Here is a 15,820-nt window from a genome sequence, read left to right as displayed (position 1 = left end):
TTTACTCACTCTGTTTTTAAATGCGTTCAAACAGGATCCACTCTAATTGATTTTGCTACCTAGTATCTGGCAACCAATTTCTAGTTAGACTGGCGTCATTAACGATCAACCCTATGTTGCTTTGCTTACGTTCACAATCGTCCAACAATGTAATGTATATTAGAAGGGTAACAAGGAAACAGCAGTCTAGCATGAACTTACCTTCATGTATGTAGGCAGCTCAGCAAAAATATAAAAGAGTGGAAAGATATAGTTAATATATAGTTAATAAGTTAGAATGAACACGGTTTTCTAAATTAGGTTAGGGTATGATCGATTAAACTTACGAAGTGCCATTCAATTCTATGCATTGAATATTTCAGGGGTCTTTATTTAACAAAAATAGTTGGATCCACAGTACTTTACGATTGTCGATAATAATCCACAACTCTTTTCTTTTTACAGAAGAGCTTGATATTTAAAGTAGTTATATACTTTATGTTTCTCTTAATTATCTTAGAAGAACTGAGTACAAGTTGATCATCCTAATTGTAACTTTCAAGTGATTATACCCTCGCTAAAAATAAAATTCTAAGATAAAAAAGAAGACACTTGTCCTCTCAAGCCCTAGAGTAAGCACAAGATAGCGTATTTATTTCGAGTACTCACGATTCTGTTGCGGCTGTGAATATATGAAGGTATTACTACCACCGTGATGGTAGTTATTGCTCCCTCCACCGGGATTATTACCGTGATGAGAAACTAGACGTGATGGAACTACGGTAGAAATAGCGTGTTTATAAACCATCTGGCTTACTGTGTTCTTCAATAAGATCACAAACTGATCGAAAGACTCAATTTGCCCCTGTAACTTGATACCGTTAACTAAATAAATTGAAACCGGAACGCGTTCTCGACGCAGTGCGTTAAGAAACGGGTCTTGTAGTGATTGCCCCTTAGCCATTCTATCTTTTCCTTATATGCTGGTTGTTCGTTTATTTGTGGAATCTTATTCTTGAAAAAATGCGTAAACCTTGCTTAAAATAATTAGTCAATTTTATATAATTACCTATGATGCTTCGTACTTAAAACGTGGAGTACTTTGTCACGTGCGTCTTCTATGCTATGGCTGTTAAGCCAGTGGATATTTTCCCAGCTGCGTAACCAAGTCATCTGGCGTTTAGCGAGCTGCCTTGTTGCACAAATGCCCTGATACACCATCTCGTTGTAATCAATTTCGCCAGATAAGTAAGCCCACATTTGGCGATAACCGACACAACGAATAGACGGCATATCCGTATGCAAATCACCTCGTTCAAACAAAGTACGAGTCTCTGTTTCAAATCCAGATGCTAGCATCTGCTCAAAGCGTAATGTAATACGTTGTTGTAGCAGCTCTCGACTTTCAGGAACAATTGCAAACTGATAGATATCGTATGGTAACGTGTCCCCAGAAGTTTTAGTTAATTCTGTTAAAGTTTTACCCGAAATAAAAAAAACTTCCAGTGCTCGTAAAAGTCTTTGTAGATCATTCGGATGAATACGACTTGCAGATATAGGATCTATGTCACACAGCTGGTTATATAATGCACACCACCCTTTCTCACTTGCCATTCGCTTTATCTGCTGACGAACCTCGGGAATAGATGAAGGCAGAGGCGTTAAACCATATATTAACACCTTGAAATATAACATAGTTCCGCCAACAAGTAGCGGAATACACCCGTTATCAACGATATCTGCCATTGCGGCCAGCGCATCACATCTAAAATCAGCGGCTGAATAAGATTCTGAGGGACAGCGAATATCTATTAAATGATGGGGTGCCTGTTCTAACTCTTTGGCGGAGGGTTTTGCCGTACCAATATCCATACCGCGATAGATTAAGGCAGAGTCAACGCTAATCAGTTCCACTGGTAACTGCTTTGTCAACTCAATTGCCAGTGCAGTTTTACCCGAGGCAGTAGGTCCCATTAATAATATAGCCTTTGGTCGGATAGCATAGTTCTGTTCATTCATGTGTTAATGCAGCCAGCACGCGCTCTATTTCAATGGGCTGAACCAAATCAGACGGAGGCGCTTTCAACAACTGAGGATAGAGATGCTCAAGTTCTACCAACAGCGCTAGTGCCTGTGCGTAATTCCAACGTACTATCTCTGTTTCGCAACGCCGTGCCAACCATTGAGCCAGCTGTGATACAATGCTATCTGGCTGCTGAACGAGATAGCCTAATAATTCTGGAATTAATTTTAGTAAATTTTGTTTACGTATAGGTAAAGGTGCAGCAAACAATGTGTAGTGATCATCTGAAGGTTGTAAATCAATACCAATCTCATTGAGCAGTGTCTGTTTTTTCATAGCAATGTGACGCTCAGGCTGAGCAATCTTCATGCGTATTGGAATCAGCAGTGGCTCCGATTTGAAACCAGTCTTGCTTGGCTGCAACTGCGCATATCTCACCCAGCGGGCTGCAACTGGCAGTGAAAGAAGTAACAGTTTTTGCTCTTTATCTATATCTAGCAATGCATACCGTTCCCGTATAATCTTCAAGATATGTCCAAAACTTTGTGTATGCAATGCTAGAGGAGCCTTAACATACCTTGCTCGAGGTGGTGTTACTGATGATGTGGCGGATAGTTCAGTAACCGTGGGATTTGCCGCAAGTGTTTTTAACGGATGCTGACAGACCATGTCTTCTAGCTTTCTATATCTGTACTTTTTATTTTGAGATGTAAGCTGTATCACTCTTCCTTCCAAGAGTGCAGATGGTTGAGAAAAAGTGACGTCTGCTGCCTGAGAGTTTTCTAGTTGCTTGCACTGCACGGGTTCTTCCACTTTTACGATAGGAAATGTCAACGTACTATTGCTCTGCAGCACGCTCATTACACCTTGAAAGATAAAATCATGCACTAATCGTGATTCATAGAAGCGTACTTCGTGCTTAGCTGGATGTACGTTAACATCCAGCTGATACGGATTAATCTCCAAATAGAGCACATAGGCTGGTTGCTGATCTTCCTGTAGCTGCGTCTGAAATGCCTGACGTATTGCATGATCAATCACCTTATTACGTATTATGCGACCGTTTACGTAGCAATATTGCATATTACTTAGTTTACGCGAACCAGCAGGGTCAGAGACCCAGCCACGCAGTAGCAAATCGTTGCAGTGCCAGTCAATACGCAGCGCATGCTTCATAAATACAGTACCGCAAATTGCATCTAGTCGCCGTTTGATTTGTGCTTCATCGTCGACTTTGCCCACACGATATTGACGTACTAGTTTGTTGTTATGACTAAGGGAGATCGCCACGTCAAAACGCGATAGTGCTATACGGCGAATTACCTCATCAATATGTCTAAACTCAGTTTTCTCGGTGCGCATGAACCTACGGCGAGCCGGCGTATTGTAAAAAAGATCAAGTACCTCTAGTGTAGTACCGCAAGGATGCGCCGCAGGTTTGATTGTTCCCTTCATCTCGCGCCCTTCTGTATAAACTTGCCAGGCGTCTTTCTGCGTGTGCGGACAAGAGGTTAAGGTTAAGCGCGACACTGAACTGATACTGGCGAGCGCTTCACCACGAAACCCTAGACTCATAATGCCTTCAAGGTCCTCAAGAGAGGCGATTTTACTGGTAGCATGACGCGCTAACGCTAGAACCAGTTCTTCTTTGGAAATACCACAACCATTATCTCGGATACGAATCATCTTCGCGCCGCCGTTTTCAATATCAATATCGACGCATACTGCACCAGCATCGATGCTATTTTCCACCAGTTCTTTTACTACCGATGCGGGACGCTCTACGATTTCACCTGCCGCAATCTGACTAGCTACTTGCGGCGGTAAAATTCGAATTGACATGGTGGTTCCCTCATTCTTATAGGGCCTGCAATCACCTGACCAGTCTGTTAGAGGAAGCAGGAATTTTGAGATTTTGCCCTGACTTCTTTGCCTGTGGGCTGATGCCATCATTTGCGGAAATGGTAACTAACGAATCACCACGTATCACTTTATGGGCTACTAGACCGCGCGTGGCTCTTAGATTTCTGGATGGCACCGTTATATTCAGGCGTTGACCAACTAAGACCATATCGCGATTAAGCTGATTTATTTCACGCAATATCACTATATTTACGCCATACTTTGCAGCAATGCCGGAGAGAGTTTCACCACGTATGACTGTATGACAAGGCACTATATAGGTATATTTCTTAGTGCCCTTTACTTTATTAATAGCGACTTTTTTAGCTATAGGAGATGAGTAAAAAAACCGTTTTTTCTTTCTCGAGAACGATTGTAGGGGGTGTGCCAGAAAATAATTTCGCAATCCCCTATAAATGGCCATTGCAATTTTTTCCTGATAAGCGCTGCTACCAAGAAGTCGTTCCTCTGAGGCATTACTGATAAATCCGGTTTCTACCAAGAGAGAAGGGATATCCGGTGAACGCAGGACGCCAAGGCTAGCATGTTCAGGTAGAAGTTTATGCAACGGCGAAATTCTGTGTAATTCTTGTAGCACCTTTACCGCCACACCATAACCGACACGTTGCGAATAACCAAACTGCAGATCCAGTAATGCTTGGCTAAGGTAGGGATCAGATTGGTTATTTACCAGCAGATCTCCTGCACCCCCTAACAGTTCAGATTGCTTCTCTCGCTGCTCCAGCCAATTTGCCATTTCGCTGTTAGCTCGGCGGTTTGATAAAACCCACACCGAAGCACCAGTAGCGCTATGGCTTGGCGCCGAATCAGCGTGAATAGAAACTAGCAGATTAGCATTTTCTTTACGTGCTACATCTGAACGCCCCATTACCGAAATAAAATAATTTCCTCTACGAGTTAGTACACCCTTAAACATTGGATCATTATTCAGCAACGTCTTTAGTTTACACGCGATGGCGATGGTCACGTTCTTTTCATGTAGACCATACTGACCAGTTGCACCAGGATCTTGTCCACCATGGCCGGCGTCAATTGCAACAATCACCGTATCGTTGCTAGTTAATCCTACTTTACTAGAATGCATCATAGCATTTGAATTGGTCACTCTAATCTTTTGGGTTGAATCAAAAGTCTTGACAGTAGTATGATTGGACATTGCCTTTATCGTCGAAACTGGCGCTGTGCGACTAATGGGACGCGTGCCATCAATAATAAGCATTACATTATATCTATTGCTTTTACGCGGCGGCACTGCATGTATTTTTGCAAATCTCGTCAATTCGAACACCAACCGAATATTGTGATTATTTTTCGGCCTGCTAGTACGAATACATTTTATGATATTTTGGCCGCTGAATTTAAGTGGTAGTCCATGTATTATAAGGCCCTGACTAATATCTAGTACCACCCGATCCGGGTTATGCAACTGGAAGTAATCATATGCTGGCTGTTTATCGAGGCTTATCTCTACTATTGCCTGATTATTGCTGTTTTTTACTCTGATATTAGAAAAACTAGCAGCCAGCACAGGTACAGCACTTAAATAAAATAAAAGCAAAATTTTCATCAATTTAATCATCCCTGATCTACCCGTTCTATCAGTGATTCGCCCAGCGAGGAGTGTGCTTTCAGCAGTGCCTCGCGAGCAGAGCCAGCATAACTCAGCATGAGCGCCAAGTCGGGGGATGGTAACACGCCTTTGCCACGCTGTGGCCACTCAACCAAACAAATATTATCTCCAGTGCAGTAGTCACGAATTCCTATGAATTCTAACTCCTCAGGATCTATAAGACGATATAAATCAAAGTGATATAGCATACTTGCACCAAGACTGTAAGGCTCTACTAACGTGTAAGTCGGGCTTTTAACCTTGCCATAATGGCCGAATGCTTGCAAAACTCCTCGGCTAAGTGTTGTTTTTCCTGTACCTATCTCTCCATAGAGGTAAATTACTGCGGTTTTAGTACAAAAGCTGGCCAACTGAGAACCCAATTTAAGGGTTGCCTCTTCATCAGGCAAGGGAATAACACAAGTTTTCATACTGTATGCTTTATTGTTAAAAAATCTTTTTTTAGGCAGAAACAACACAAAACAGCTTGAATAAATCTATTGCTAACATGTTACGCACTGCACTAGCTATTGCTACCATCCATGATGGTAGCAATAGCTAGTATTATTAGTAGCAAAAGTATTTAACCTTTAGGCACTACTTCTAGCTGTGATATCTATAATCTGATTCTGACTTCTCTATGTATTAACTGCTACTAAAAGTAAGCGTATCAAGGTCTGAAAATAAGAATTTTATTCACTGCCACTTTTTAAAATCACTGACTATTATCCCATCTAACATACTTCTAGACTAGATTTTAGTATGTGCACTATGTCCCGTTCCTTTACTCGGAAATATTTCGTCGTCATGCAAATTATGAAACAATGTGATCGGACCCTATTACTAACAAGTGTCTATTGTTATATCTAAATATATAGGAGGGAGGGCGAATAAGGTGCCAAACACCAACTACTAAGATAAAAATAATGTAAATAGCATCCTTAAAATAAGGATCTTTGCAGATCAATACGGTTAATTTTTATTGCAATAAAATACAGCATTTGCATAGTGAAGATAAATGTACTAGGCAAGCAGAGACGTATCATCGCCAGTAGCTTTAACAGTAGATCAAGCATCATCACTGTAGGGGAAGTTAGATGTACACGATATTAAATTTAATGTAGTTTAAGCTGAGATAGGAACATATATTAATGTAGGTACCTAGCACATATTCGTTCACTAAATAACACAGTTGTTACTACAGCTATTTTAGTTATGATTATAGAGAACCCAGCCAGTGAAGTATTACCTTTATTAAAATATTAAAATTAATAATCGCACCTTCTTAAATATCTCGCACTAAATAAACTAATCAATCTTACTACTACCTAGTACTCTAGCTCTATTCGTGCTTAGGGACCCGAGTGTTTTTTATTATGCGCATATTAAATGGAATACTATATTATCTACTTTTCATACTAATTACTTAGGTTATCATTTCTTAATAATTATTAATTTGCTTAAAAAATGAAATATTAATACGAAAATTTTCATTTCAGAGAGTGATAATCACTATGATTACCGTACGTAATCATTGCACTACATAAATACGCCTTCAGGGTAGTGTAGATGAGTAGTATTATGTAATGTAGATGCGGCTGGTGCATAATGCGCGTTTTCAACACTCTCGGAATTACTAACGTCGAAGAGTCATGGGGTTGCTGGTTCGATTAATGCCTCGTCATGGTGACGAGTAAGCTTATACTAGATTTAATAATCGTTGATGCACTTAAATAAACAGCTAGTTGATACCTCACTTTTGAATGAAAATACTAACAGCTGCACACTATTTTTTTAAAAATTTTTTTTTATCATTAATTATAAGCAACAAGTAAACACTACTTGTGCTCATGTGGATAATATAAAAGGGTAAAACATAACACATAAATTCTTACTAACTTCATTAACTATATAATAATTAATCATATTAAAAATATGGGAGCAAAAAATAATATTTATGCCCATAATACCAACTTTGGCAAGTTTGTGCTCTACTAAATAAGCTGCTCTCGTAAATTGTACCGTTGCATAGAATATTCCCTGGTAGGGAGTATTTGCTGTTCGGATAACATATTAATACTACACAAATCTCAAAAAAATCCAAGCCTTAGATCTTTTGTGCATTTAAAATAGCGATTTACTTTTTTCTAGTACAACCTTTAGAGCTAAAGCTGTAAAAAATGATCTCGATAGTAAGCCAGCTCGGAAACGGATTCACGAATATCATCTAACGCATTGTGTGTGCCTTTCTTTTTAAAGCACGACAAAATCTCTGGTTTCCAACGGTACGCTAGTTCTTTTAAAGTGCTCACATCTAAGTAGCGATAATGAAAGTAAGTCTCCAGCTCTGGCATATATTTGAAAAGAAATCTACGATCTTGGCCGATGCTATTACCACAAATCGGTGAACTGTTGGGGGGCACCCATTGTTTTAAGAAATCTAGCGTTGCCATTTCAGCACTATAATCATCGAACGTACTGGCTCTAACGCGCTTGAGTAAGCCGCTTAAGGTATGGATTCGCATATTCCAATCATTCATTAGAGCTATTTTTGAATTAGACTGATGTACCGCTACCACTGGTCCTTCAGCCAGAATATTGAGATGGGCGTCGGTAACCAATGTAGCGATCTCTATAATGCAATCAACCTCAGGATTAAGCCCTGTCATTTCTAGATCAATCCAAATCAGATTCTTTTCATTTCCTGCTATCATGCTTATTTTTCGCTGTGTCCATAATAGTGAAATAGTCACCTATACTCAATTCAGTATATCATTATTGTGAGTTGTTTAATATGAAGAAAATTGATAAGAGAGGATGCGTGAGCAAAACAAACTTTCAAAAGGTTAACAACATTTCATTAAGGCTAAACACCAATATGATTTGGAACAAAAAGCATTGATGCGCGCTCATGGTTACCTCTTTGAGGCTGCAATATCTACCGCGTGTCATAGATTTACTAGTTAGTGACCCTTGACTATTTGTTATAGTATGCATCCTGCACTAGGGGGAGGACCAGGTATCATTGAAGTAGTACATAAGAGCAGGATCAGGAATATACTGATAAACAATGCCTATTGTAACGAGTTGAAGCGTATTTCCAGAGACTATCACGCAATATTATCAGAGTCGATATCTCGTGACGAGAAAAACACTCGGAATAGATAGAGCCTAAATTGGTAGCAAATCTGCTTGCTGGACGAGGATAAGAGCATATTAATTGATAAACAAATGAATATATATCACCATACCGGCTATCATATACTAATAGTCTCCAACAATTCTAGAAAAAGCCTCGTAGATATGGAAGACTCCTGACTAACCGAATCGGCATCATCTCTGGCCAGTCCTGTGTCGAGCAATCAAACCTGCTGTATGTTATTCTCGATCTTGATGCAGTGGATTAAACCATGATTCTGACTAATAATATCTTTGACGTTTCTGATTGGAAACAGCATATCAATACCGCGGTTCACCTATACCACTTTTCCCATGGCGGTGAGGTGATCTATTCACCAGGTTCCCGCGATTCTGGTTTATGGTATTTTAAGACGAGATAAACAAAGCATTATTTTGTGTAATTACTTTAATTTTAGGAAATTAGACGTTTATTAAATTGTAAATATAGTAAGGACCCTGGTTATGCTATTAGCATTAGTTTTGGAAAAGACAGAATTAAGATTTCGTGTTTCAAAAATTATCATTGCATTTTAGAAAAAATGACACAGGCAAAAATGCGCAAGAACTTTGCTACTAGAAATGATTAATTTTTTGTAGAGGGATTTTCTTTGGCTCGACTGATATAAAAGGAAGAAATTCACCATCTAACTAGGTGTTGGTATAATGTACCCCTTTTTGATTTAAGCAAAATTAGGCTAAGAGGCTAATGTGTTTAATAATATAAAACTCTGCCTACATCACATACTTCCGAAAAAATGGTTAACTGAACTTGCTGCTTGGGGCGCTAGCCGCCATGGTGGCTGGTTGACTAAGCTAGCGATCGATATTTTTATCTGGATATATAAAGTGGATATGTCCGAAGCATGCATTTCCGATACTGCTAGCTATCATACTTTTAACGAATTTTTCGTCCGTCCACTGAAAAATGATGCACGTCTTGTCAATTCTGATGCCGACCTAATCGTACTTCCAGCCGATGGAGTAATTAGCCAACTGGGCCGTATTAAAGGTAATCAAATTTTTCAAGCGAAGGGTCACTACTACACTCTAGAGGCTCTGCTAGCAGGTCAGGAAAAGATGGTTGCTCAATTTAGCAACGGAAATTTCGTCACGATTTATCTTGCGCCGCGCGATTACCACCGTGTGCATATGCCATGTAATGGCATTCTACGTCAGATGATCTACGTACCTGGGACGTTGTACTCTGTAAATCCACTAACTGTACGTAATATCCAGAATCTATTCGCACGCAACGAACGAATTATCTGTTCTTTCGATACTAATATAGGACCAATGGTGCAAATTTTGGTGGGAGCTACTATCGTTGGTAGCATTGAAACGATCTGGACTGGCACCATTACCCCACCTCATGAAGATGCCATCAAATGCTGGAACTACCCGGCAGTGGACAATAAAAGTGCCATTGTACTACTGAAAGGTCAGGAGATGGGGCGTTTTAAGTTGGGTTCTACTGTTATCAATCTATTTGCGCCGGGACGCGTTCAGTTAACGGAAACCCTGGAAGCGGAAAGTAAGACTATTCTCGGCAGGCCGCTGGCAGTCGTGCTTCCGCAGACAAGTACTGTCGCCATTGTTAACGACTAACCACTAAGAGTATTTTTGCTGTGCAATTGTTTTTTATCTTAATGATGAGTTTATGGCTCAACACCTCAGTGCTATCGGCAGAGGCTATATCTGAAGTTAGCCAACTTAAACAATTACTGGATGAGGCTGAAACGGTAAACCGCGATGCCTCTACAGCGTGTGCAAAACAGTATCCACAAATCATCAACGACTTTCCCCGCTTCACGCGAGAACTACAACAGCAAATCACCTTATTAGACAACAGTAGCAAAAGTGTGCAAGGTATGATAAGTAGTTCTAAACTCGACAATAAAATTCTGATCAGCAGTCAAATGCTAGAAGATAGCCGTCAGAGACAGCATGAAAAGGATAGTGCTGATGCAATCATCTATTCGTTATCGCAACTTCCCCAGCAGCAGGGCAATGCACGTCAGAAGATAATCAAGAGTAATCATCGCCTGCAAAGTGAAGCTAGCGATACCTTTCCTCAGGGAAAATTATGGATGCTTCTGGAAGCTCGTACTCTTCACGAAGCACGCTGCGACGAGCTAAAGTTGGCGCAATTTTTCGCCAATAATCGTCAGAAACTTGTTCGCATACTCTCTAGTCTTCATCAATGCATGACAACACAGCTCAATAATCATTTGCAGATACTATGTGATGAGTTCAATGAACAGCGCCAGCGTAAAGCAGAAGTGGTACTCTCGCTTACCGAACAATTAGTGGAAAACAGTGACGATCTACCCACCGTAATCAGCAAACAGTTTCTTGTAAATCGCGAGCTTTCCGATGCACTGAAACAGCAAACACAGCGTATGGAATTAGTAGTTTCCCAACAGCGTATGGCCACCGAACAAATTATTCAGGTACGTCAGGCTTTAAGCACACTGAGAGAACAATCTCAGTGGTTGAGCGCTTCAAATCTTCTAGGTGAAGCACTGCGCGCACAGGTAGCGCGATTGCCTGCAATGCCTAAACCACAACAAATCGACAGCGAGATGGCACAGCTACGTGTGCAACGCTTACGCTATGAGGATTTGCTGCGGCAACAGGATATACTACATAAAGTGCATCAAGCCAACGGCTTTCCTTTTACCAACAAACAACATCGTATTTTTGATACACAGCTAAAAATCCAGAGTAGGCTGCTTAATGCACTTATTTCTGGCTGCGATACTCTAATTTTAGAGATTACAAAACTCAAAGTTGCTAATACCCAATTAAAGGATGTGCTAACTGACGTTAAAGATGCAACACACCGTTATCTTTTCTGGACAGCAGATGTCAGCCCGATTGGCTTAAACTATCCAGTAGAGGTTGCACGCGATCTCTCACGCTTGATGTCGCTCGACACACTGAACCAGATGAGTAAAGCTCTAGCAATGATGTTTACCACGCGAGAAATGCTGCTACCGCTAATCGGAGCAGGAGTGCTAGTCGGCTTTAGCATCAAAACACGAACCCACTTCAACGATTTTCTAGCACATGCGGCTAATAAAGTAGGCAAAGTAACCCAAGATCGCTTTAGTCTAACAATATTTACCTTTCTCTGGTCGATTTTAGTAGCATTACCGCTACCAGTATTATGGGCTGCACTCGGGTACGGGTTACAGCATGCGTGGCCCTACCCCATTGCTATAGCCTTGGGCGATGGTATTACCGCAACACTTCCTTTACTGTGGGTCTTTATGATCAGCGCCGTGTTTGCTCGTTCAAACGGTCTTTTTGTCGTGCATTTTCGCTGGGCACAGCCACGTGTGGCTCGTGCGACTCGTTACTATTCGTTGACCATCGGCTTCATTGTACCTTTGATGATGTTATTAATCGCTTTTTCCAATATGGCAGATAAGCAGTTTGCCGCCTCGATCGGACGACTCTGTTTTATTCTAATCTGTGGTGCGCTATCGATCGTTACTGTAAGCCTTAAGCGCGCTGGTATCCCACTCTATCTGGACAAGGAGGGTAACGGCGATAATATGGTAAATCAAGTGCTGTGGAATCTAATGATTGCTATTCCTTTAGCAGCCGCACTTGCTTCAATGATTGGTTATCTAGCAACTGTACAAGCACTATTAGCACGTCTGGAAACCTCAGTCGCTATTTGGTTCCTATTGCTGGTAATTTACCATATTATTCGCCGTTGGATGCTTATTCAGCGGCGCCGCATAGCCTTTGATCGCGCCCGTCAACGTCGTGCTGATATACTAGCGAGTCGGGCGCGCAATGAAAATGAGAAAGATACTGTTCCTCAAAACAACGAAATGGAAATTGAGGAGCCTGTTATTGATCTCGACACTATCAGTGCACAATCACTACGACTAGTGCGTTCTCTTCTAACTTTGATAGCGTTAGTTTCGGTGATTGTACTATGGTCTGAAATCCACTCTGCATTCGGCTTTCTCGAAAATATTCGCCTATGGGACGTTAATAGTACGGTACAGGGTATTGAAATCATTCAGCAGATTACGCTGGGATCGGTATTAATTGCCATTTTGGTATTAATGATTACTACTCAACTGGTGCGCAATATGCCTGCCTTGCTAGAACTAGCTATATTACAACATCTTAGCCTAACACCTGGTACCGGCTACGCCATTACTACCCTAACAAAATACATTTTGATGCTGCTCGGTAGTATGATTGGTTTCTCCATGATTGGTATCGAATGGTCAAAGCTACAGTGGTTGGTTGCTGCGCTTAGTGTAGGACTCGGGTTTGGACTACAGGAGATTTTCGCGAACTTTATCTCCGGCCTAATTATTCTTTTTGAAAAGCCAATTCGTATTGGTGACACTGTAACTATCCGTGATCTTACAGGCAGTATTACACGTATTAATACACGTGCTACCACTATCATTGACTGGGATCGTAAAGAAATCATTGTGCCGAACAAAGCATTTATCACTGAGCAGTTTATCAACTGGTCGCTTTCCGACTCAGTCACACGTGTGGTATTGACCATTCCTGCACCTACGCATGTGGATAGCGAAAAGGTAACTACTGTATTAAAGCAAGCATGCGAACGCTGTAGCTACGTGCTGGACGTGCCGGTACCGGACGTCTTCCTTGTTGATCTACAGCAAGGTATTCAGTTGTTTGAGCTCCGTATTCACGCAGCTGAAATGGGCCATCGTATGCCTCTGCGTCATGAGCTACACCAGCTGATTCTCAGAGGCTTTGCTGAACATGGTATTGAAATGCCCTTCCCGCCTTTTCAAGTTCGCATGGAAATGTTAGATAAGAATTTACCTGTCAGCAACCGCACTCTAGAAACTCGTACCTTTAAGTCTGGTGGTCTTTAATTATACTAAAATATCCCTGGTAACTATTATATCATCTAGGTCTAAGACTCCTAGATGATTGATCCTTTATCCACAACTATCAATGAGATTTCTAAGAAATGAGATGAATTAAGGTGCTCTTAATTCAGATTTCATAAGACGTAAAAGTATCACCAGACTTCCGTGTCTATTCTATTACTTCCACTTCGCAAAGTCTTCGCCTTGTGCGATATCTTTTTTCAAACTTTCCAGCATGCCGTTCAGCGTCTGCTGTTCAAAGACACTGAGCGGACCAATCGGAAGACGCTTCTCAATGCCGTTTTTACCAAGCAACAATGGTTGTGAGAAAAATCGAGCATATTCGCCTTCTCCTTCAACATAGGCGTACTCTACTATATTAGACTCGCCCTGCAGTGCACGCACCAGAGACAAACTAAAGCGCGACGCAGCCTGCCCCATCGATAAAGTTGAGGAACCAACTCCTCTTTTAGCTTCAACCACTTCCGTACCTGCATTTTGAATACGCTTAGTCAGACTAACAATTTCCTCTTGGCTAAAGCTAACGTCTTTCACTTGCGACAGTAAAGGTAGAATTGTTGTGCCAGAGTGGCCGCCAATTACTGGTACATCCATCATCTCATTCGGATGCTTTCCTTTCAATTCGGCAACAAAGGTATTGGCGCGAATGACATCAAGTGTGGTAACGCCGAATAAACGATTTTTATCATAGACAGCATGTTTTTTTAGTACATCAGCGGCTATCGCTACTGTAGTATTTACTGGATTAGTAATAATTCCGATAAGGGCTCTCGGAGCTGTTTGCACGATCTGTTCAATAAGATTACGTACGATGCTACCATTTACATTAAGCAAATCGGCGCGATCCATACCGCGGTTACGCGCGATACCTGCTGAGATCAATATTACTTCCGCGTCTTTTAAAGCTGGAGTGCCATCTTCGCCGCTAAACCCATAGATCGTTACTGCCGTCGAGATATGACTGAGATCGACCGCAACTCCAGGAGTAACTGGAGCAATATCATAGAGTGAGAGTTCTGAACCAGCAGGGAGCTGGATTTTTAACAAAAGGGCAAGTGCCTGGCCAATGCCACCGGCCGCACCAAGAATAGCAACTTTCATTCTGTGCTCCTCATTAAGATAGGCAGAGTAGACTGAAATTCTTATCTATCGCCAGACCTAAAACACCTACATGATAACAAACCGATATCTATTATGCTTGCAGTAGCACTTACCCTGCTATGTTCCAACTTTTTCGGCACAAAGTGCCTACTATAAATAGTAATTAATTTCGATGACAGGCAGAGCATAACGATGATAGATATTAATTACGGTACTTTCATTGCATAATATTTATACAATCTTCGCTTATACTTTCTTAAACTGTTTTTTCCTGCGTTAAATATTGTATATTACACTCGTAACTACGACGAGACTCCACTCTTTTATTGCCTGATTGCGTAACACTTTATTCATATGCACAATGATGTATCTGCGGTCTGTCGGCGAACGACGGAAATTTTTCTCCCATTACTGGTAACTTATGCGAAATCCATTAAAACAAGAAGATTTGATTAAATTATTTAAAAGTTTGCTAAAACAAGAGAAATTTAGCTCTCAAAGTGAAATTGTACATGCGCTACAGCAAGAAGGCTTCGAAAATATCAATCAATCAAAAGTCTCTCGCATGCTGACTAAATTTGGAGCGGTACGTACGCGAAATGCCAAAATGGAAATGGTTTATTGTCTTCCTACGGAACTTGGTGTGCCTACTACCACAAGTCCCTTGAAAAATCTGGTGCTAGATATCGACTATAGTGATGCACTGGTAGTAATTCACACTAGTCCTGGCGCGGCTCAACTTATTGCTCGTCTACTCGACTCTTTAGGTAAAGCAGAAGGCATTCTCGGTACAATCGCAGGAGATGACACAATCTTTATCACTCCCACTCGTGCCTTTACTGTCAAGCAACTTCATGATGCTATTTTAATGCTCTTCGAACAGGAATTTTAAGCCTATGCTGGCTTACTAATGGTAGATACCACCCTTCCCTACTTCTTTCTTATCTATATTGTTATATTATGTCATAACTCATACTACTTTATACTACATACTCAAGCTTATATAAAAAAATAAATAACCATCTCTACTTTCTATTAGATTTCCTAGAATACTAGTTCTACCTATTTATAAAATTACTTATCTAAACTTACCACAATCCA

Annotated in this window: 10 protein-coding genes; 3 read left to right on the top strand and 7 right to left on the bottom strand. The window is 40.9% G+C overall.

Annotation, left to right across the window (positions count from 1 at the left end; genetic code table 11):
• Nucleotides 1-631: 631 nt before the first annotated feature.
• The 6 genes from hfq to orn all read right to left on the bottom strand — a co-directional run bounded on the left by hfq (nucleotide 632) and on the right by orn (nucleotide 8,245).
• Nucleotides 632-943 carry an RNA chaperone Hfq gene (hfq, locus tag FD729_RS04995; protein ID WP_159932205.1) on the bottom strand — a complete coding sequence of 104 codons (312 nt, stop codon included), beginning with the start codon at nucleotides 941-943 and terminating at the stop codon, nucleotides 632-634.
• A 101-nt stretch (nucleotides 944-1,044) separates the two neighbouring features.
• The gene (gene miaA / locus FD729_RS04990) at nucleotides 1,045-1,998 is read right to left on the bottom strand and encodes a tRNA (adenosine(37)-N6)-dimethylallyltransferase MiaA (RefSeq protein ID WP_159932203.1); all 954 of its coding nucleotides are present in this window, start codon (nucleotides 1,996-1,998) and stop codon (nucleotides 1,045-1,047) included.
• Nucleotides 1,991-3,844 (bottom strand): DNA mismatch repair endonuclease MutL, encoded by a 1,854-nt coding sequence (mutL, locus tag FD729_RS04985; RefSeq protein ID WP_159932201.1) that lies wholly within the window; start codon nucleotides 3,842-3,844, stop codon nucleotides 1,991-1,993. Before mutL ends, miaA begins: the two co-directional genes overlap by 8 nt.
• Nucleotides 3,845-3,875: 31 nt before the next feature.
• On the bottom strand, nucleotides 3,876-5,504 hold the full coding sequence (gene amiB, locus FD729_RS04980; RefSeq protein WP_159932199.1) for an N-acetylmuramoyl-L-alanine amidase AmiB: 1,629 nt from the start codon (nucleotides 5,502-5,504) through the stop codon (nucleotides 3,876-3,878).
• The gene (gene tsaE / locus FD729_RS04975; RefSeq protein ID WP_159932197.1) at nucleotides 5,501-5,965 is read right to left on the bottom strand and encodes a tRNA (adenosine(37)-N6)-threonylcarbamoyltransferase complex ATPase subunit type 1 TsaE; all 465 of its coding nucleotides are present in this window, start codon (nucleotides 5,963-5,965) and stop codon (nucleotides 5,501-5,503) included. The genes amiB and tsaE overlap by 4 nt, the downstream gene beginning before the upstream one ends.
• Before the next feature lie 1,734 nt (nucleotides 5,966-7,699).
• A complete protein-coding gene (orn, locus tag FD729_RS04970) occupies nucleotides 7,700-8,245 on the bottom strand; it encodes an oligoribonuclease (protein WP_204162616.1) in 546 nt (181 codons plus the stop codon).
• Nucleotides 8,246-9,422: 1,177 nt separating this feature from the next.
• Here orn and asd point away from each other — a divergent pair.
• Together asd and mscM are read left to right on the top strand one after the other, a co-directional pair.
• The gene (gene asd, locus FD729_RS04965; protein WP_159932193.1) at nucleotides 9,423-10,319 is read left to right on the top strand and encodes an archaetidylserine decarboxylase; all 897 of its coding nucleotides are present in this window, start codon (nucleotides 9,423-9,425) and stop codon (nucleotides 10,317-10,319) included.
• Between the two features lie 20 nt (nucleotides 10,320-10,339).
• A complete protein-coding gene (mscM, locus tag FD729_RS04960; protein ID WP_159932191.1) occupies nucleotides 10,340-13,600 on the top strand; it encodes a miniconductance mechanosensitive channel MscM in 3,261 nt (1,086 codons plus the stop codon).
• A gap of 174 nt (nucleotides 13,601-13,774) precedes the next feature.
• Here mscM and mdh read toward each other — a convergent pair whose 3' ends face one another.
• Complete coding sequence (gene mdh, locus FD729_RS04955; protein WP_159932189.1) at nucleotides 13,775-14,719, bottom strand: malate dehydrogenase; 945 nt, start codon at nucleotides 14,717-14,719, stop codon at nucleotides 13,775-13,777.
• A 421-nt stretch (nucleotides 14,720-15,140) separates the two neighbouring features.
• Here mdh and argR point away from each other — a divergent pair, with 421 nt between their 5' ends.
• On the top strand, nucleotides 15,141-15,611 hold the full coding sequence (gene argR / locus FD729_RS04950) for a transcriptional regulator ArgR (protein WP_159932187.1): 471 nt from the start codon (nucleotides 15,141-15,143) through the stop codon (nucleotides 15,609-15,611).
• The last annotated feature ends 209 nt before the right edge of the window (nucleotides 15,612-15,820 follow it).

The sequence above is a fragment of the Pantoea sp. Nvir genome (assembly GCF_009829915.1).
Taxonomy (GTDB): Bacteria; Pseudomonadota; Gammaproteobacteria; order Enterobacterales; family Enterobacteriaceae; genus Pantoea.
Note: the sequence above shows the minus strand (reverse complement) of the source record. Positions and strands in the feature narration are given on the sequence as shown.